This window comes from Pseudomonas arsenicoxydans (assembly GCF_006438915.1).
GTDB classification, from domain to species: domain Bacteria; phylum Pseudomonadota; class Gammaproteobacteria; order Pseudomonadales; family Pseudomonadaceae; genus Aquipseudomonas; species Aquipseudomonas arsenicoxydans_A.
On record NZ_RCZE01000004.1, the window covers coordinates 319,186 to 336,775 of the forward strand.

The 17,590-nt window shown below is 58.4% G+C and carries 18 protein-coding genes and 1 pseudogene; 7 read left to right on the forward strand and 12 right to left on the reverse strand.

Going from position 1 to position 17,590, the window contains the following annotated elements; translation table 11 throughout:
* Positions 1 to 56: 56 nt before the first annotated feature.
* Entirely contained in the window at positions 57 to 929 is an 873-nt protein-coding gene (locus EAH78_RS10555) for a LysR family transcriptional regulator (RefSeq protein WP_140667491.1), read from the reverse strand.
* Positions 930 to 1,050: 121 nt separating this feature from the next.
* Between EAH78_RS10555 and EAH78_RS10560 the strand changes: the two genes are divergently transcribed.
* The 3 genes from EAH78_RS10560 (at position 1,051) to EAH78_RS10570 (ending at position 2,827) form a co-directional block, all read left to right on the forward strand.
* Positions 1,051 to 1,482, forward strand: coding sequence for a PACE efflux transporter (locus tag EAH78_RS10560; RefSeq protein ID WP_140667492.1), 432 nt, complete (start codon positions 1,051 to 1,053; stop codon positions 1,480 to 1,482).
* Positions 1,483 to 1,497: 15 nt separating this feature from the next.
* Positions 1,498 to 2,130, forward strand: coding sequence for a glutathione S-transferase family protein (locus tag EAH78_RS10565; RefSeq protein WP_140667493.1), 633 nt, complete (start codon positions 1,498 to 1,500; stop codon positions 2,128 to 2,130).
* 142 nt (positions 2,131 to 2,272) lie between these two features.
* Positions 2,273 to 2,827: a hypothetical protein gene (locus tag EAH78_RS10570; RefSeq protein WP_140667494.1), complete on the forward strand. Its 555-nt coding sequence runs from the start codon at positions 2,273 to 2,275 to the stop codon at positions 2,825 to 2,827.
* Positions 2,828 to 3,108: 281 nt separating this feature from the next.
* Here the strand turns inward: EAH78_RS10570 and EAH78_RS33250 are convergent, their stop codons facing one another.
* The 6 genes and pseudogenes from EAH78_RS33250 to EAH78_RS10600 all read right to left on the reverse strand — a co-directional run bounded on the left by EAH78_RS33250 (position 3,109) and on the right by EAH78_RS10600 (position 8,447).
* A complete protein-coding gene (locus EAH78_RS33250; protein WP_240051869.1) occupies positions 3,109 to 3,681 on the reverse strand; it encodes a methyl-accepting chemotaxis protein in 573 nt (190 codons plus the stop codon).
* A pseudogene (locus EAH78_RS33255) lies at positions 3,658 to 4,428 on the reverse strand (PAS domain-containing protein); the annotation flags it as partial. The pseudogene EAH78_RS33255 and the gene EAH78_RS33250, both read right to left, overlap by 24 nt.
* 481 nt (positions 4,429 to 4,909) lie before the next feature.
* Positions 4,910 to 5,923, reverse strand: a complete 1,014-nt coding sequence (locus tag EAH78_RS10585; protein ID WP_140667497.1) for an ABC transporter substrate-binding protein — start codon at positions 5,921 to 5,923, stop codon at positions 4,910 to 4,912.
* Entirely contained in the window at positions 5,920 to 6,453 is a 534-nt protein-coding gene (locus EAH78_RS10590) for a sigma-70 family RNA polymerase sigma factor (protein ID WP_140667498.1), read from the reverse strand. The genes EAH78_RS10585 and EAH78_RS10590 overlap by 4 nt, the downstream gene beginning before the upstream one ends.
* A 117-nt stretch (positions 6,454 to 6,570) precedes the next feature.
* Entirely contained in the window at positions 6,571 to 7,362 is a 792-nt protein-coding gene (locus EAH78_RS10595) for a phosphate/phosphite/phosphonate ABC transporter substrate-binding protein (RefSeq protein ID WP_140667499.1), read from the reverse strand.
* Positions 7,363 to 7,505: 143 nt separating this feature from the next.
* The gene (locus EAH78_RS10600) at positions 7,506 to 8,447 is read right to left on the reverse strand and encodes a fatty acid desaturase (protein WP_140667500.1); all 942 of its coding nucleotides are present in this window, start codon (positions 8,445 to 8,447) and stop codon (positions 7,506 to 7,508) included.
* 338 nt (positions 8,448 to 8,785) lie between these two features.
* On the opposite strand from EAH78_RS10600, the gene EAH78_RS10605 reads away from it, so the two are divergent.
* Positions 8,786 to 9,202 (forward strand): GNAT family N-acetyltransferase, encoded by a 417-nt coding sequence (locus EAH78_RS10605; protein ID WP_140667501.1) that lies wholly within the window; start codon positions 8,786 to 8,788, stop codon positions 9,200 to 9,202.
* A gap of 148 nt (positions 9,203 to 9,350) precedes the next feature.
* On the opposite strand, the gene def is transcribed toward EAH78_RS10605, so the two are convergent.
* From def to EAH78_RS10625, 3 genes are all read right to left on the reverse strand, one after another.
* Positions 9,351 to 9,890, reverse strand: coding sequence for a peptide deformylase (gene def, locus EAH78_RS10615; protein WP_140667502.1), 540 nt, complete (start codon positions 9,888 to 9,890; stop codon positions 9,351 to 9,353).
* A complete protein-coding gene (locus EAH78_RS10620; protein ID WP_140667503.1) occupies positions 9,887 to 10,846 on the reverse strand; it encodes a YihY/virulence factor BrkB family protein in 960 nt (319 codons plus the stop codon). The genes def and EAH78_RS10620 overlap by 4 nt, the downstream gene beginning before the upstream one ends.
* Positions 10,847 to 11,020: 174 nt before the next feature.
* On the reverse strand, positions 11,021 to 11,212 hold the full coding sequence (locus EAH78_RS10625; RefSeq protein WP_003227408.1) for a CsbD family protein: 192 nt from the start codon (positions 11,210 to 11,212) through the stop codon (positions 11,021 to 11,023).
* A 200-nt stretch (positions 11,213 to 11,412) separates the two neighbouring features.
* Between EAH78_RS10625 and EAH78_RS10630 the strand changes: the two genes are divergently transcribed.
* The gene (locus EAH78_RS10630) at positions 11,413 to 11,790 is read left to right on the forward strand and encodes a hypothetical protein (protein ID WP_109634211.1); all 378 of its coding nucleotides are present in this window, start codon (positions 11,413 to 11,415) and stop codon (positions 11,788 to 11,790) included.
* A 165-nt stretch (positions 11,791 to 11,955) separates the two neighbouring features.
* Here the strand turns inward: EAH78_RS10630 and fadD1 are convergent, their stop codons facing one another.
* Both fadD1 and fadD2 read right to left on the reverse strand, forming a co-directional pair.
* Entirely contained in the window at positions 11,956 to 13,656 is a 1,701-nt protein-coding gene (gene fadD1, locus EAH78_RS10635; protein ID WP_140667504.1) for a long-chain-fatty-acid--CoA ligase FadD1, read from the reverse strand.
* 386 nt (positions 13,657 to 14,042) lie between these two features.
* Positions 14,043 to 15,731: a long-chain-fatty-acid--CoA ligase FadD2 gene (gene fadD2, locus EAH78_RS10640; RefSeq protein ID WP_140667505.1), complete on the reverse strand. Its 1,689-nt coding sequence runs from the start codon at positions 15,729 to 15,731 to the stop codon at positions 14,043 to 14,045.
* 244 nt (positions 15,732 to 15,975) lie between these two features.
* Between fadD2 and EAH78_RS10645 the strand changes: the two genes are divergently transcribed.
* Both EAH78_RS10645 and EAH78_RS10650 read left to right on the forward strand, forming a co-directional pair.
* Positions 15,976 to 16,920, forward strand: coding sequence for an alpha/beta hydrolase (locus EAH78_RS10645; protein WP_140667506.1), 945 nt, complete (start codon positions 15,976 to 15,978; stop codon positions 16,918 to 16,920).
* A gap of 42 nt (positions 16,921 to 16,962) precedes the next feature.
* Positions 16,963 to 17,433, forward strand: coding sequence for a MaoC family dehydratase (locus tag EAH78_RS10650; protein ID WP_008151121.1), 471 nt, complete (start codon positions 16,963 to 16,965; stop codon positions 17,431 to 17,433).
* Positions 17,434 to 17,590: the final 157 nt, after the last annotated feature.

Consider the following 17,590-nt stretch of genomic DNA (forward strand, 5'->3'; position numbering starts at 1 on the left):
TGACAGTCAGACCGCTATCGCGAGCAGGCTCACTCCTACAAGGGATCGGTGTTGGTTCAGCGCCCCATCAGTTCGACAAACGCCATCGCGCCCTTCTGCAACGGCTGGCTCTTGAGCCACACGGCATGCACCGGCAGCTCCAGACCATTCTCGATGTTGCGAAAGTTCAGACGCTTGAGCCTTCCGGCGTCGAGCAGCGGCTGGACCACAGACACCGGAAAGTTGCCCCAGCCCAACCCCGCTTCGACCATCTCCAGCGCCATCGCCAAGGTGTCGGTGCGCCAGTAAGACTCGCCGACCAAGGGCCGGGTTTCGCTAATCGGCAAGTCGCGGCTGGCGACGATGATTTGCCGGACGTTGACCAGATCCTCGAGAAACAAATCCCGCCCTTGAAACATCGGGTTGTCCGCCGCGAGCGTAGCGATCATCCGCTCCGTGCCGACAAACTGAAACCGCTCCAGCACATTCATGTTGAGCCCGGCGAAGGCCAGGCACACGCTGATCCGGCCGCTGTGCAACATGGCCAACACATCATCCTGCGGCGCACTGAGCACTTCGATATCCAGTAGTGGATGACGCTCGGCAATCACCTTGATCGCGGTCATCAAGCGCCCCTTGTCGATGTCCGCCACGACACCTATCGACAACTTGCTTTCCAGCCCCAGCGATAACTCGATTGCGTGCACTTGCAGCTGCTTGAGTTGCTCGGCGATCAGTCGTACGTGCGGCACCAGCGCACTGGCCATGGCGGTTGGCACCGGTTCGCGATGGCTGCGATCAAACAGCGGATAACCCAGTTCAGCCTCCAGGTTGGCGATGCCCATGCTCACTGCCGACGGTACTTTGCCCAGCGCCCGGGCAGCGGCTGAAAATGAGCCGCGTTCGATCACCGCAAGAAACAACTCGATGCTGTCACTGTTGAAATTCATCCATCGTCCTATCAATAAAACTGAAAGCTACTGACTTTTTCTATCACTCCTATTGAAGCTATCTTTCGCCGCCTCCGCCAGTGCTGCTGGTTTCAAATTCGTAAGAAAGAGGCAAATTCCCATGCAAGGCGTCAAACGCAAACTGGTCTACGTGTCGTTGTATGAAGTCATCGGCATGACGTTTTCGGCACTCGGCCTGGCGCTTTTGTCCGGCACTTCCCCAGGCAGTACCGGCCCCTTGGCAGTGATCATCACCACCATTGCCGTGACCTGGAATTTCATCTACACCTCGCTGTTCGAGCGCTGGGAAAGTCGCCAGTTATCACGCACCCGCACCGTTAAACGGCGCATCGCCCATGCCGTGGGTTTTCAACTAACCTTGATAGTGTTTCTCATCCCGTTGATTGCCTGGTGGATGAACATCAGTCTGGTGCAAGCCTTCCTGCTGGACTTGGCACTGATCATCTTCATCCCGTGCTACACCTTCGCGTTCAACTGGTTGTTTGATCGCACGTTTGGATTGCCAACGTCGGCGCTGCCGGATCCGGTTTGATAACGGAGTAGCTCAATGGAACATGCACTGAAGATTCTCGGTAAAGCGTCCTCCATCAACGTCAGAAAAGCCCTGTGGACCTGTGAGGAACTGGGCGTTACCTACGAGCGTGAGGACTGGGGCAGCGGCTACGCATCGACCCACACGCCAGAGTTTCTGCGCCTGAACCCGAATGCCCAGGTGCCGGTGATCATCGACGAGGCCGGCGTGTTGTGGGAGTCGAATACCATTTGCCGTTACCTGGCCGGCAAACACCAAAATACCGATCTGCTGCCACATGACCCGGCGGCGCGCGCGCGGGTGGAACAGTGGATGGATTGGCAAGCCACCGAGCTCAATCCTTCCTGGAGCTACGCGTTTACTGCGTTGGTGCGCAAGGACCCGGAGTTTCAGGACCCGCACCGGATTGCGGTAGGCGTGCGCGGCTGGAACCAGAAAATGGCCATCCTCGAACATCAACTCGCGACCACAAAAGCCTATGTCGCCGGGCCGCGTTTTACCCTGGCTGATATTGTCGTCGGGCTGTCGGTCAACCGCTGGCTGATGACCCCGATGGAGCGCCCGGACTTCCCCGCCATCGACGAATACTTCCAACGCCTGGCCCAACGCCAGGGTTTTCTGAAACACGGCTGTAATGGCCTGCCATAGCTGAGCGGCGGTCGAACTCTGCCGCCTGACGGCAACTCCTGACCGCTATTCACTCCTCGAGCCCCGTAAACAGGGGCCTTAAGCGACGGCACGCTTATTGCTCCTGCCCTCCGGTCAGCCATTACCTACAGGGCTATTCATCATGTTGGTCAGTGCCAAACAAACACAAATGATCCCTCTGCCCAAGCGTCCCGGCGAAGACCCGAGCGCTGAAGCTGCCGCCGGGCTGCAAAGCGGCATGCAAGGCGCGATGCTGCAAGCCCTGCAAACCAATGTTCAGGCGCAGGTCCAGGCGTCCGCGACCCAACAAACCACGCAGCAAGTGAACGAAGCGAGCAAGATCAGCGACAACATCGATGAAGCCTTCGCCAAGACCCGCGTGGCGCTGCAAGCAGCCGATCCGTCGAAAGTGCCGGCCGATATTCAAGCCAAATCCACCGACAGCGCGGCAATGACCGACTTCAAGGATTACATGAGCAAAACGCCGGAACAGCGGCTGCGCGACAGTATTCTGAAAGACATGGGCATTACCGAAGAAGACTTGAAAGCCATGCCGCCGGAGAAACAACAGGCCGTCGCGCAAGAGATTGCCGATCGCATGCAGGACAAGATGAAACTGGCGCAGGCCGAGAAAGAAACCAGCAGTAGTGAAAAGAGCGGCACTCAAGTGGTCGACAAGTTTCTCGCATCGCTTTAACCCGCGAGCATAAACAAGGGTCCTTCTACCGGATAATGCTGTTCACTTAAGCGCGAACCCCGCATTTGTGGCGAGGGGGCTTGTCGGAACGCCGCATCGCCCCGTTGGGCTGCGAAGCGGCCCTCAGCGTCCGTTCAGACAAACCGAGTTGTCCGGTTTTGCGACTGCTTCGCAGCCGAACGGGGGCAAGCCCCCTCGCCACAGGGTTCTTGCTCGACTGAAGGTTGTCTTAAGTGAACAGCATTACCCTCTACCGGGACCCTTTTTTATTTTTACCGTGGTCAGTTCAATTGCAAGGTCGAGTTGAACTGACTGATCGCATCAACGACGTGCCGCGAGCCCTGTTGAATCTCCAGGATCACCTCCCCCGCCTCATTGGCCAGTTCCACGCCAAGTCCGGTTCGACTCAAACTCGATTGCATGCTCGATACCGCGCTCAACGACAAATCGTGGTTCTTGCGCACCACTTCGACAATCTCCAGGGTCGCTTGGCTGGTGCGTGCCGCCAAGCTGCGCACTTCATCGGCGACCACCGCAAACCCGCGCCCGTGCTCCCCGGCCCGAGCGGCTTCAATGGCCGCGTTGAGCGCCAGCAAGTTGGTCTGGTCGGCAATGCCGCGAATGGTTTGAACAATGGTGCCAATGATGTCGGACTGTTTGTTGACTGCATCAATGCTGAGCGCAGCTTCATTCAAGTCGCGGGAAATGTCCTGAATGATCTGCACGGTTTGCTGCACCACCTGCGAACCTTTCTGCGCGCAGGCGTCGTTCTGTACAGAAGTGCTGTGGGCTGATTCGGCAGCGGTTTGCAAAGTGGAAACCTGGTTAGTAATGTCACTGGCAAACTTGACCACTTTGTACAGACGACCCTTGGCGTCGAACAGCGGGTTATAGGACGCTTCCAGGAACACGGTGTGCCCGTATTTATCTTTGCGCTCGAAACGGTGTGAGTGATATTCGCCACGATTCAGTGAGGCCCAGAACGCTTTATAGCTCTGCGAATCAGCTTCGGCGCGGTGGCAAAACATGCTGTGGTGTTGGCCGACTACTTCGTTGAGCGAGTAGTGCATGGTCTTGAGGAAGTTGTCGTTGGCGCTGATAACTTTGCCGTCAGGGGTAAACTCGATGACCGCCATCGAACGCCCGATCGCGGCGAGCAAGGCATCGTTTTCGTGCTCTTTGTTAACACGTACGGTGATGTCCGAGGCGACTTTGATCACGCTTTTAACTTGGCGATCAGCACCGTACACCGGCATGTAACTGGCCTCGAGCCATATCTCTTTACCACTCTTGTTCAACCGCAGAAACGTTCCGCTGACCGGCTCGCCACGGGCCAGGTCACGCCACAATTTTGCGTACTCTTCGCCGCGATAAAACGCTTCCTCACAAAAGACCCGGTGATGTTTGCCGCGAACTTCGTCGGCGCTGTAACCCATGACGGCGCAAAAGTTCTCGTTGGCATCAAGCACAATGCCCTCAGGGGTGAACTCGATCATTGCCATCGAACGACTGATCGCCGCCAACTTTGCGTTGGCCTCGCCCAATGCACAGCTGTATCGCTCGATTTCCAAAAGGTCAGATTTGTGATGTAGGTTGAACATGTTCTTATCACCTTCAGTGCGGATTTATGGTTGATGAACGTACTTCGGTCTTTCAACGTATCCACAACTTCGTTCCACGGAACGGGCACACGCAATCCTCCACGGGATGAGTTGTCAGGTGATAAATGATGTTCAATCGGAGGGTCCTTAAGGCGACGCTCTTATCAAGACATCCTTCTCTTGATGCCCGGTCTCGGGCGAAACCTGATGTATTCAAAAAGTAATTCCATTTACCCGCTGGGCTCCTGATCTTTAAGTGTTGGTGCCTTGGGTTACGCACTCTAACGGCGTTTATGGCAGCTTTTCAGGTTGGCCGACACATTCCGTTACGAGTGAGCATAGTCAGCGGCTTTAAGGACGCAAGGCCACTAGTCGGCCAGTATTGAGGACAAAATCGGTTCAGCGGGGATGGAGGGGTGTAAGGCGGGAGATCATCGCGAGCGAGCTTGCTCGCGATGGCTTTTAACCAGGCACTACACCATTACAAACTTGCACTCACCTTCGTGGCCACCTCCCCCGGCACCCAAGCCTTCCACACTTGCGGCTGCTCCCGCAAAAACGCCTGGGCCACCTCGCGCGGTGGCAGGCGTTTTTCGCTCATCTGCCCCAGCGTCTGGTTCAGCAGATCGATCGGCAAATCGACTTTTTCGAAGAACGACACAAGGTCCGGGTACTGCGCCTTGAACGGCGCCGACACGCCAATGGCCAGCCTGGCCGGCATCGAGCGCGTGCCTTTGGGATTGGGGTTGCTGGCATCGGCCAGGGTTTTCCAGGCGTCGGCGTCGAACGGTGGCTCGTCCAGTTTCACCAGTTTGAAACGACCCAGCAGCGGCGTCGGCGACCAGTAGTAGAACAGCACCGGTTTGCCACGACGGATCGATGAAGCGACTTCGGCATCCAGCGCCGCGCCAGAGCCGGTACGGAAGTTGACGTAGCTGGCGGTCAGGTCATACGCCTTGAGTTTCTGGCTATTGACGATCTCCGAGGTCCAACCGGTGGGGCTGTTGAGGAAGCGGCCACGGCTTGGGTCTTCCGGGTCGCGGAACACGTCCTTGTACTTGGCCAGGTCAGCCACGGATTTCAACTCTGGCGCCAGCGGCTTGATGCCACGTTCCGGGTCGCCCTTGATCACGTATTCCGGCACCCACCAGCCTTCGGTAGCGCCTTTGACCGTGTCGCCCAAACCAAACACCTTGCCCTCGACAGACGCCTTGACCCACGCCGGACTGCGCCCCGCCCACTCTTCGCCAATCACTTGAATGTCATTTTTGGCCAACGCTGCTTCAAGGCTGACGGTGCTGCCCGGCAACGTATCGGTGGGGTAGCCGTACCCTTTTTCGACGATCAATCGCAGGATTTCGGTGATCAAGCTACCGCTCTCCCAAGTGATGTCGCCGAAGTGGATGGCCGCAGCTTTTTCCGCTGCCGGAACCTGGCTGGCCATCAGGCTCAGCGCCAGCAGCGAACTGCCGAGCAGGGTTTTGATTGATCTCATGCGGACCTCTGGTTCAAGGGTTGGTTGGCGCTGTGCTGGGCGCACAGTGCCTGGGAGCGGGTCATGTAAACGCTGACCGAACGCTGGGAAATGCCCAGTTCGGCGGCGATTTGTGGATAAGTGAGGCCGTCGACGCGCGACAACAGAAAGGTCGCCCTGACCTTTCCCGGCAAGCGCTCAAGGGTGCGGTCCAGGCTGTTCAGGGTTTGCGATAGCTGCAGCAAATCTTCAGGCGATGGGCCGCCAGTCAGGTCTGTATGCGGCAGCTGTTCGAGGTGCTGACGCTCCAGATCGCGGCGGCGCCAGAGCTCATAAACCCGTCGTCGGGCAATGGTGGTGAGCAACGCGCGCGGCTCACGAATAGGCGTCAGGCTGGGGGATTCGAGCAATTGCATGAAGGTGTCGGCGGCAATGTCTTCGACACTCGCGCCGGCTCCCAAATACTGGCGCAAGCGTGCGCACAGCCAGGGGTAATGAGCGCGGAACAATCCGCCCACGTGGTTTCGATGGGAGTCGTCGGTGCCGGACATAGAGGCTCCAAGGGTTAGGGGTCGCTGAATGTCCGGTGATCCGGTGGCGCGATCCTAACAAGGAGCCTTATTCTTTAATAATACTTAAAAAGCATTTTTATATTCTATCTGGCAATTTCAGCGCAAACGACCGTAGCCGAGATTTTCCGCCTCTCGCTCATAGTCGAGGACGATCTGATAATCGCTTTCGCTGGCAGGCAGCACTTCTTTCAGCCCGAGGATTTCGGCCACGTCGGGCAATTCGTTCAAGGTCTGATTCATCACTTCCAGCAGGTGCTCAGCCTGTTCATCGCTCGTCCCCGCGGCCGAGATGTACGGCAAGGTCGGACTGAACGCGCTGCGGGTAACGACGCGCAGGCCGGCGACTTCTTCGCGGGCGTGTTGCGCCAGATAGGCAAAGGTCACGGTGTCGATGGCCGCCAGATCTGCGTGATCTTCACGCAGCCAGCGCAGGCTTTCGCGGTGGCTGGCGCTGATGGCGACACTGGCAAAGAACTGACCGTCGCGATGCAGCGGCGCCAATCGATGGCGCAGCAGATTCATGCCGCTGTTGGAGTCTTCGCCATTGATCACGCCACGGCTGTCGCGAAAGTCGACCAAGGTCCGCCGCGGATCATCGGCGCGACTCAGCAGCAGGCTGCAATGGCTGCCAGCGGTGCTGTCCGGCAGCTCATAGCGCGGCCGCCCGATCACCCGGACCTGACCGCGCAATGCCGTCATCAGCGGGTAGCCGCAGGTTTGGGTCAGCAACAGGTGCGGGGAGCGCCAGAGGTCTGTCAGTGACAGGTCACTGGCATCGAGGCGATCGCTGGGAAACCGTTCGAGAATGCGCGTCAGCCAGCGTTCGTTGGCCTGATGGATGGGCTCGGGGGCGACGTACATCAGGAGTTCGGCAAGGTGTTGTGTCATCGAAATCTTCCCGGCGATATCAGTCAAATGTGGGAGCGGGCTTGCTCGCGAAGGGGCCGTCAAATCCAGCATTGATATTGACTGACACTCCGCTTTCGCGAGCAAGCCCGCTCCCACAGGGGATTTGGGGGTGATCCAAAAAATCAGTGAAACGGATGCTGTGGGCTGTCGATGGCTTTGATTCCGTGCTCGCGCCACAACTGACCATAACCCTGCACGAGAAACCCGCCACTGCGCGCGATCCATTGTTCGCGACGTGCGTGATAAGCACGCGGCAAGTCGTACCACGCCAGCCCCGGCAAGTCGTGATGCACCAGGTGAAAGTTGAGATTCAGGAACAGCCAGCGCCATGGCCATCCGGCTTCATTGAGCACGGTCCGTTGTTCGAATTGCGCGTGCGGACGATGTTCATAGTAGGAGCGAATCATCGCAATCGACAGCGCCGGCACGCTGATCAGCAGCAGGTAATGCCACACCGGCAATACGCTGTAGCGGGCGATGAACACCAGCATCAGCAAGGTCAGTGTGCCGTGGGTCAGCCACATCAGCCAGGCCTGGCGCTCACCGTTGACCAACCGCTGCAGTTGTTCTTTCGCCAGTGCCAGCAAGGCCAGCGGAGCGCCGATCATGAAACGCCCGATCACGGTTTTGTTCAGCCAGTGCAGGCCCTGTTCGAACAGCGAACTGCCCTGCCACTGCTCGACGCTCAAGTAACGGCTTTCCGGGTCGCGACCAGGAATGGTCAGGTCTTCGTCCCGGTGATGCAGCAGATGGCTGTCGCGGTACAGGGTGTAGGGATACCAAACGGCGAACGGCGCGTAGCCGAGGATTTTGTTCAGCGATGTCCAGCGGGTGGGGTGGCCGTGCAGCAATTCGTGCTGTACCGACAACCACAGCACCACCAGTGGAATCAGCAACACTGTGCTCCACCAAACACCCAGCCAATCACTCGCCAGAACAATACTGAACCAGCCGCCATATACGCCGATTATCAACAGCCAAGTGGGCCATTCGGTGCGGGCCGTCAGGCGTTGACGCAGGGTGTCGATTTCTTCTCGGTGGGCGCTATCGAAGTAATGGGGCATGGCGTTGCTCAGATCGGAGACCAGTCCCCTTCTGTGCATTGGCCTTGGGAAATCTTGCAGATTATTTGGTTATTTCGTTAGACATGCAGCAGGAGCCCGATTGCCGGGCTCCCTTGTCGCGGGATCAATGACCGAACACATCCACCTTCTTGGCCTTCTTGTCCGCGCGCTTTTCATCGGCGGTTTTCGCCGGCTTTTTCTTCGCTGCTTTCTTTGAATCCATGCCTTTGGCCATGATACGTACTCCACTCATACGGGATGTGAGATCAGGTATACACCTATCGCTACGCGCACGTTCTTTTATAATCGCCCGCTTTGCACACCGACAGTCCAGACCCATGCCCGACACCCAGTACACCCTGCTCGACGAGCCGTTATGGCCGCTGATGAATAAGTTTTATCGCGCGCACCAATCACCGATGAAAGCCGTGCGCGACGCTCGGTTATGGGTGGCCAGACGTAATGAGATTGTGGCGGCGCTGTGCTTGCGACCGGTGGCGGGCGGGCATTGGTTGACGGGGTTGTTTGTCGACCCGGCCTGTCGCGAACAGGGGGTTGCTGGCGAGTTGATCGCGGCGGCAGTCAAGGACCTCGACCTCCCGGTGTGGCTGTTTTGCCATCCGGATTTGCGTGGCTTTTATGAACGTCGCGGCTTTGCCTTCGATCCGCAGATGCCGTACGCCATGGTGGAGCGGTTGAGCCGCTATGCGCGCAGCAAGCCGATGATTGCGATGGGGTTGGAGCCGACCCGATAAAGCCCGACAGACCTGTGGAGATCCCTTGTGGGAGCGGGCTTGCTCGCGAATTCGGTCTGACATTCAACATTGATGCTGGCTGATCCACCGCCTTCGCGAGCAAGTCGAATCGTCGCACCGCCGCTCCCACATTGGTCCTGCGGTGTGTTCAGTCGTCAGCGTTCGGATCAATGTCCGGGAACATGACTTCAGTAAACCCGAACTTGCTGAAGTCGGTAATGCGCGACGGGTACAAACGGCCGATCAGGTGATCGCATTCATGCTGCACCACCCGAGCATGGAAGCCTGAGGCGATGCGCACGATGGGCTGGCCCTTGGGGTCGACGCCTTCGTAGCGAATCTGCTGGTAGCGATCCACGGCGCCGCGCAGGCCCGGCACGGACAGGCAACCTTCAAACCCCTCCTCTAGCGTCGGACTCAACGGCGTGATCAGCGGATTGATCAGGATGGTTTGCGGCACCGCCTCGGCGTCCGGGTAACGTTCACTGTGCTCGAAACCGAAGATCACCAGTTGCAGGTCGACACCGATCTGCGGCGCCGCCAGGCCCACGCCGCCGACGCTTTCCATGGTCTGGAACATGTCGTCGATCAATTGCCACAACTCGGGGCTGTCGAACATTTCGGCCGGTACCGGCGGGGCAACGCGCAGCAGGCGTTCATCGCCCATTTTCAGAATTTCACGGATCATTTGATGACTTCGTCAGTGGAGGGATCGAGCGAGTGATCGCGCCCCAATCCCGAAACGTGGTGTTTTTCATAGTCATGGCCGTGTTCGCCAGGGACCTTCTCGCCGGGGTCCTTGCCTTCGCTCGACATGTGCTCGATCACCGCATTCATCTCCGCGCCGAGCAAAAGCACCGCGGCAGAAATGTAGAAGTACAGCAACAACACGATGATCGCGCCGATACTGCCATACATGGCGTTGTAGTTGGCGAACTCCTTGACGTACAGACCGAAGCCCACAGAAGCACAGATCCACACCACCACCGCCAGCACCGACCCCGGCGTGATAAAGCGAAACTCCTGTTTGACGTCGGGCATGACGTAATAAATCACGGCCACCGCGACCATCAACAGAATCACCACCACCGGCCAGCGCACGATCGTCCAGAGCGTCACGATAAAGTCTTCGAGACCGACTTGCGCGGCGATCCAGCCCATCACCTGCGGGCCGAGCACCATCAGCGCGGCGGCGACCAGCAGCATCCCGGCGATGCCGACGGTGTAGATGATCGACAGCGGAAAACGCTTCCACGCCGGCCGGCCTTCGACCACATCGTAGGCCGCGTTCATTGCGCTCATCATCAGCCGCACACCGGCGGAGGCGGTGTACAGCGCAATCACGATACCCACCGAGAGCAAGCCACCCTTGGATTGCTGGAGCTGGTCAATCACCGGGTTGACCTGTTCCAGCGCCTGGGGCGGCAAGACCAGTTCCGATTGCAGGCGCAGCCAGGAGAAAAAGTCCGGCAGGTGCAGGAAACCGATCAGGGCAATCAGGAACAGAATGAAGGGGAACAGCGAGAACAACATCTGATAGGCCAGCGCCGAGGCATAGGTCGACATTTCATCGTCGATGAACTCGGTGACCGTGCGCACCATCACTCGGTGCAGGGGCAGGCCTTTCATGTCCGGGAAAATCATTAGCGTCTCCTTTCGCCGCAAGATTGGGGTTGAAGTCGTGGCGACTCAGGGGGCCGTTTGCTACATCAAAGTAGCCTACTTGGCGACTTTGAAACAATTTCCGCGCTCAAGTTCAGGCTGACACAAAAACGGCCATCCGTGGATGGCCGTTCCTGATCATCGTCAAAGGCCGAATCAAGCCTTGTCGACGCCTTTCTTGATGGCATCTTTGGCTTTGCCCACGGCTTGCTGAGCTTCGCCTTTCTTTTCCTGCACTTTGCCTTCAGCTTGCAGTTTGGTGTTGTCAGTCGCCTTGCCGACACCTTGCTTGACGTTGCCGACGGCTTCGTTGGCCATGCCTTTTACTTTATCGCCAGTGCTGCTCATGGTGTTTCTCCTGTGAACAAATCAATGAGAAAAGTCGTTACACAAAGATTGACCGGGAGCGTTTGCAGGGAGTTTCATTTATTTTGTACGGCACATTTCGTCGATCTTGGCAGGTTGGGCTTTATGTTTGCCGACCAACCCCCGAGAATGCGCAACGTATTCAGGCCATGGCGCTGAAGATCCAATCCCGTAGGAATGTTATGAAACTCGATAAAAAGCAGGCCATTGCCCGCAGAAACCAGGAACTTGGCGGTGCCGTGCTTGGCGTCAACAACTGCCATTTCACCGAATTGAACCGCAACCGCAACATCTGGTGGTTCGATATCCCGGTCGCGCGCCTGGCCATTGGTCAGTACGAATGGGTTCACTTGCTGATGCACACACCGGACACCGACGAGCTGCTGCACCTCAAAGTGCCGACCGTGTTCCTGCGAGAGAAGCTTGAAGGCCTGGTGGTGCGCAATGAAGGCAAGCGTAAAGCGGCCTTGAGCCTGGAGCTGAGTGCCGACAAAGATTCGTATCTGCAGGACATGCGCCCGGCGGGTACCAACGTCAATTTCGCGCCGTTCCGCCTATAAGAGCTAAGAGCTTCGCGAGCAAGCCCGCTCCCACATTTAACCGAGTTCTTCCTGACAGAATGCGATCGAATGTGGGAGCGGGCTTGCTCGCGAAGGCGGCCTGACAGGCGATAAAGATCTGTCAGAAGAGCAAAAAAAGCCCCGCATCCGCGGGGCTTTTTGTTGTTACGCGCCGACCTTTTTCGCGGCGATTTTCTTCAGTTCTTCGTCGCGCAGTTCGCGGCGCAGAATCTTGCCGACGTTGGTTGTTGGCAACGCATCGCGGAACTCGACGGCACGCGGCACCTTGTAGCCGGTGACGTTCGCACGCATGTGCGCCATCACCTGCTCTTTGGTCAGCGTCACGCCCGGTTTGGCGACGATGAAGATCTTGATCGCCTCGCCCGACTTTTCGTCCGGCACGCCGATAGCCGCACATTGCAGCACGCCCGGCAGGGTCGCGAGCACGTCTTCCAGTTCGTTCGGGTACACGTTGAAACCGGAGACCAGGATCATGTCTTTCTTGCGATCGACAATGCGCATGAAGCCGTCCGGCTGGATCAGCGCGATGTCACCGGTCTTCAACCAGCCTTCGCTGTCGAGGATTTCATCGGTGGCTTCCTGGCGCTGCCAGTAACCCTTCATGACCTGCGGGCCTTTGACGCACAGCTCGCCGATTTCGCCCAGAGGCTGCTCCACGCCGGCATCGTCAATGACTTTGCAACGGGTCGAGGGGACCGGGATGCCGATGGTGCCGATCTGGATGTTCTGGATCGGGTTGACGGTGGCCACCGGGCTGGTTTCGGTCATGCCGTAACCTTCGCAGATGGCGCAACCGGTGACCGCTTTCCAGCGTTCGGCGGCAGCCAGTTGCAGGGCCATGCCACCGGACAGGGTGACTTTCAGCGCCGAGAAGTCGAGCTTGCGGAAACCTTCGTTATTGCACAGGGCCACAAACAACGTGTTGAGACCGACAAAACCGCTGAACTTCCACTTCGACAGTTCCTTGACCATCGCCGGCAGGTCGCGCGGGTTGCTGATCAGGATGTTGTGGTTGCCGATCAGCATCATTGCCATGCAATGAAAGGTGAACGCGTAGATGTGGTACAGCGGCAGCGGCGTGATCAGGATCTCGCAACCTTCATGAAGGTTGGACCCCATCAGCGCCTTGCATTGCAGCATGTTCGCCACGAGGTTACGGTGGGTCAGCATCGCCCCTTTCGCCACGCCGGTGGTGCCGCCGGTGTATTGCAGCACCGCAACATCGCTGCTGGCCGGGTTGGCTTCAGCCACTGGCTGGCCATGGCCCTTGCTCAGCACGTCGTTGAACTTGATGGCCTTGGGCAGGTGATACGCCGGGACCATCTTCTTCACATACTTGATGACGCTGTTGATCAACAGACGCTTGAGCGGCGGCAACAGGTCGGCCACTTCCGTGACGATCACGTGCTTGACGCCGGTTTTCGGTACGACGGTTTCCGCCAGGTGCGCCATGTTGGCCAGGCAGACCAGGGCTTTGGCACCGGAGTCGTTGAATTGGTGTTCCATTTCCCGCGCGGTGTACAGCGGGTTGGTGTTGACCACGATCAGCCCGGCGCGGATGGCACCGAAGACGGCAACCGGGTACTGCAACACGTTGGGCAATTGCACGGCGATTCGATCGCCCGGCTGCAAGTCGGTATGCTGTTGCAGGTAAGCGGCAAAGGCACCGGACAATTCGTACAGTTCACCGTAGGTGAGTGTCTTGCCCAGGTTGCTGAATGCCGGCTTGTTGGCGAAGCGTTGGCAGGATTGCTTCAACACTGCCTGAATATTCGGGTACTCGTCTGGATTGATCTCGGCAGCGATCCCAGCTGGGTACTTATCCTTCCAAAAGTCTTCGATCATGGAAGCCCACTCCTCAGCAACGCGAATTCAGCACCGCATTTGATGCGATTATTATTGGTGTGTGTTTTATCGGTGAGTCTGGCTTTTTACTAGGCCGAGAAGTCACAAAGCGCGCCGAGAGTAGCAGCTTTGCCAAGGGTCGACCAGAGCCAAAAGCGGCCTCTACGGTCACAATTGTGACTCAAGAATTGCCGGCGGTCATTTTAGAGCAAAAAACCTATAAAGCCTTGAAAGCCCCGAAAACAGGGGCTTTCCAGACCCTTAAAAGCATCGCGGGCAAGCCATGCTCCTACAGGTTCTGCGTCGCACACATGCTTTGTGCACAACACCAAACCTGTGGGAGCTAGGCTTGCCCGCGATCCGCGCGAAGCGCGGCCATTCAATGATCAGGCGATATCACGCAACTCCCGTCGCAGAATCTTCCCGACCGGCGTCATCGGCAACGACTCACGCAACACAATGTGCTTGGGCACTTTGTACGCGGTGAAGTTTTCCTTGCAGTACGCCTTCAACTCTTCAAGGCTGACCCCCGCTTCTCGCGCCACCACAAACAGCTTCACCGCCTCGCCGGAACGCTCGTCCGGCACACCGATGACCGCGCAGTTGGCGACTCTCGGGTGAGCCATCACCACGTCTTCGATCTCGTTCGGGTACACGTTGAAGCCCGAGACGATGATCATGTCTTTCTTGCGATCGACGATGCGCACAAAACCGTCCGGGTCGATCACCGCGATGTCGCCGGACTTGAACCAGCCCTCGGCATCCAGCACTTCGGCGGTGGCTTCCGGCTTCTGCCAGTAACCCTTCATGATCTGCGGGCCCTTGATGCACAGCTCACCGCGCTCGCCCAATGGCTGTTCGACGCCGTCATCGTTGATCACTTTAAGCGTGGTGCCCGGCACCGGCAGGCCGACCGTGCCGATCCGCGATTGGTCGCCGTACGGGTTGGTGCACGCCACCGGCGACGTTTCGGTCAGGCCGTAACCTTCGGTGATGCGGCAACCGGTCATCTGCTCCCAACGCTCGGCAGTGGCCTTGACCAGCGCCGTGCCCCCAGAGTTGGTCAGCTTGAGGCTGGAGAAATCCAGGGTCTTGAAGTCCGGATGGTCCATCAACGCGACGAACAGCGTGTTGAGCCCCAGCAACGCCGAGAACCGCCAGTTCTTCAGCTCCTTGATGAAGCCGGCAATGTCGCGCGGATTGGTGATCAGCACGTTGTGGTTGCCGGTCACCATCATGCACATGCAATTCGCAGTGAAGGCATAGATGTGGTACAGCGGCAGCGGCGCGATCATCACCTCCTGCCCTTCGCGCAGCAGCGGCTGACCGTCAGCGCCGAACTGCCCCAGGCACGCCCGCGCCTGTTGCATGTTCGCCACCAGGTTGCCGTGGGTCAGCATCGCGCCCTTGGCCAGTCCGGTGGTGCCGCCGGTGTATTGCAACACGGCGATGTCGTCGAGGCTGACCTTCAGCGGCTTGATGCCCAGGCCACGTCCCCTGTGCAGCGCGCTCTTGAAGGAAATGGCCTGCGGCAACGAATACGCCGGGACCATTTTCTTGACCTTGCTGACCATGGTATTGACCAGCCAGCCCTTGGCGGCCGGCATCAGGTCGCCCATCTTCGCTTCGATCAAGTACTGGATGTCGGTGTCGGGCAGCACTTCCTGGACTTTCTGCCCGAACATGTTCAGGTACACCAGCGCCCGGGCGCCGGAGTCCTTGAACTGATGACGCATCTCCCGCGCGGTGTACAACGGGTTGGTGTTGACCACGATCAGCCCGGCGCGCAAGGCACCAAACACGGCAATCGGGTAATGCAGGACGTTGGGCATCTGCACCGCGATGCGATCCCCTGGCACCAGGTCGGTATGGGCTTGCAGGTACGCGGCGAAGGCCAGGCTCTGGCGTTCCAGTTCGGCGTAGGTCAGGGTCACGCCCATGTTGCTGAAGGCCGGGCGGTCAGCAAATTTCTTGCAGGAACGCTCGAACACCTCAATCACCGACTTATAGGCCCCAAGATCGATGTCCAGGGGCACGCCGGCCGGGCGTTTGTCATTCCAGAAATCAGGTTGCATTGTTCTTGTCCTCTTTACCTGAGCCTATCCGGGCCGCTTTTCTGTCACTTCTAAAAACATGAAGCGAAAGGCGGGGCTTCACGGACACTAGCAGTTATGGCGATTCAGGCAAATACAGCCAACGCCGCCATTGACCGCGTGAATCTTCCTGCCGTGGCGTGGCCTGATCAGACGGCAAGCGCGGGATGCGCTATACAATGCAACCACGCCCATGCCACATGCAGCCCCATGCAAAGGAATCGCCATGATCCACGACACGTTCTGGCTGACCGCGAGTGACCACAGCCGCCTCTTCGTCAACCAGTGGCTGCCCGCCTCGCCTTTAAAAGCCGTGATCCTGCTGGCCCATGGCATGGCCGAGCACAGCGCTCGCTACGCCCGGCTGGCGGAAAAACTCTGCGAGCAAGGCTACGGCGTCTATGCACCGGATCTGCGTGGACATGGCAAAACTGCCGAAAACGGCACACTGGGTCATTTCGCCGATGACGATGGCTGGTGCAAAGTCGTCGGCGACCTCGCCAGCCTCAACCAGCACATCGGCCAGCATCACCCAGGCGTGCCCATCGTGTTGCTTGGTCACAGCATGGGCAGTTACATCGCCCAGGCTTATTTGCTGCATCACAGCGCCAGCCTGCATGGCGCGGTGCTCAGCGGTTCAAACTTCCAGCCCGTGGCGCTCTATCGCGCGGCACGGCAGATCGCCCGTTTCGAAAAATTGCGTCAGGGCCCCAAGGGCCGTAGTGCGCTGATCGAATGGCTGTCCTTCGGTTCGTTCAACAAACAATTCAAACCCGCACGCACCCGGTTCGACTGGCTCAGCCGCGACCCGACCGAAGTGGATTTGTACGCCAACGACCCGCTCTGCGGCTTTCGTTGCACTAACCAGTTGTGGATCGACTTGCTCGGCGGGTTGCAGCAAATCAGCAAAGCGTCCAATCTCGCTCAGATCGATCCGGGCCTGCCGCTGCTGGTGATTGGCGGCGAATGTGATCCGGTGAGCGAAGGCAAACGTCTGAAAGATCTGGCTGACGCCTTGCGTGCGGCAGGCAGCCAGAACCTGCACCTGACGATTTACCCGCAGGCGCGGCATGAACTGTTCAATGAGAGCAACCGCGAGGAAGTGATCAACGACGTGCTGCAGTGGATTGCCCAGGCCCTCAGCCACCGCCGGCCACCCCGGTCGGAATAGTTTTTTTGTGGATTTATTTATTCGTCACAGGAATCGAGACAGATGACCCAGGTTACCAACACCCCTTACGAAGCCCTTGAAGTCGGCCAGACCGCCAGCTACAGCAAGACGGTCGAAGAGCGCGACATTCAGTTGTTCGCCGCAATGTCCGGCGACCACAACCCGGTGCACCTCGACGCCGAATTCGCGGCAGGCACCATGTTCAAGGAACGTATCGCGCATGGCATGTTCAGTGGCGCGCTGATCAGCGCCGCCGTTGCCTGTGAGCTGCCTGGGCCGGGGACTATCTACATCGGCCAGCAGATGAGTTTTCAGAAGCCGGTGAAAATTGGCGACACGCTGACCGTGCGTCTGGAGATCCTCGAGAAACTGCCGAAGTTTCGTGTGCGTATTGCGACGCGCGTGTTCAACCAGCGTGATGAGCTGGTGGTGGATGGCGAGGCCGAGATCCTGGCCCCACGCAAGCAGCAGACTGTGACGCTGCCGACATTGCCGGCGATCAGCATCGGCTGACACTGCGCTCATCTGTGGTGAGAGGGCTTAACTGTGGCGAGGGGGCTTGCCCCCGTTGGGGTGCGAAGCGCCCCCCCCAATCAGGCGCTGAATTTTCCCTGACTATCGCGGATGCAGACTATACGACTGCTTCGCAGCCGAACGGGGGCAAGCCCCC

Excerpts from the sequence above, each read along its gene's own strand:
- EAH78_RS10555 (WP_140667491.1), bottom strand. The coding sequence starts at position 929 with ATGAATTTCAACAGTGACAGCATCGAGTTGTTTCTTGCGGTGATCGAA.
- EAH78_RS10560 (WP_140667492.1), top strand. The coding sequence starts at position 1,051 with ATGCAAGGCGTCAAACGCAAACTGGTCTACGTGTCGTTGTATGAAGTC.
- EAH78_RS10565 (WP_140667493.1), top strand. The coding sequence starts at position 1,498 with ATGGAACATGCACTGAAGATTCTCGGTAAAGCGTCCTCCATCAACGTC.
- EAH78_RS10570 (WP_140667494.1), top strand. The coding sequence starts at position 2,273 with ATGTTGGTCAGTGCCAAACAAACACAAATGATCCCTCTGCCCAAGCGT.
- EAH78_RS10585 (WP_140667497.1), bottom strand. The coding sequence starts at position 5,923 with ATGAGATCAATCAAAACCCTGCTCGGCAGTTCGCTGCTGGCGCTGAGC.
- EAH78_RS10590 (WP_140667498.1), bottom strand. The coding sequence starts at position 6,453 with ATGTCCGGCACCGACGACTCCCATCGAAACCACGTGGGCGGATTGTTC.
- EAH78_RS10595 (WP_140667499.1), bottom strand. The coding sequence starts at position 7,362 with ATGACACAACACCTTGCCGAACTCCTGATGTACGTCGCCCCCGAGCCC.
- EAH78_RS10600 (WP_140667500.1), bottom strand. The coding sequence starts at position 8,447 with ATGCCCCATTACTTCGATAGCGCCCACCGAGAAGAAATCGACACCCTG.
- EAH78_RS10605 (WP_140667501.1), top strand. The coding sequence starts at position 8,786 with ATGCCCGACACCCAGTACACCCTGCTCGACGAGCCGTTATGGCCGCTG.
- def (WP_140667502.1), bottom strand. The coding sequence starts at position 9,890 with ATGATCCGTGAAATTCTGAAAATGGGCGATGAACGCCTGCTGCGCGTT.
- EAH78_RS10620 (WP_140667503.1), bottom strand. The coding sequence starts at position 10,846 with ATGATTTTCCCGGACATGAAAGGCCTGCCCCTGCACCGAGTGATGGTG.
- EAH78_RS10625 (WP_003227408.1), bottom strand. The coding sequence starts at position 11,212 with ATGAGCAGCACTGGCGATAAAGTAAAAGGCATGGCCAACGAAGCCGTC.
- EAH78_RS10630 (WP_109634211.1), top strand. The coding sequence starts at position 11,413 with ATGAAACTCGATAAAAAGCAGGCCATTGCCCGCAGAAACCAGGAACTT.
- fadD1 (WP_140667504.1), bottom strand. The coding sequence starts at position 13,656 with ATGATCGAAGACTTTTGGAAGGATAAGTACCCAGCTGGGATCGCTGCC.
- fadD2 (WP_140667505.1), bottom strand. The coding sequence starts at position 15,731 with ATGCAACCTGATTTCTGGAATGACAAACGCCCGGCCGGCGTGCCCCTG.
- EAH78_RS10645 (WP_140667506.1), top strand. The coding sequence starts at position 15,976 with ATGATCCACGACACGTTCTGGCTGACCGCGAGTGACCACAGCCGCCTC.
- EAH78_RS10650 (WP_008151121.1), top strand. The coding sequence starts at position 16,963 with ATGACCCAGGTTACCAACACCCCTTACGAAGCCCTTGAAGTCGGCCAG.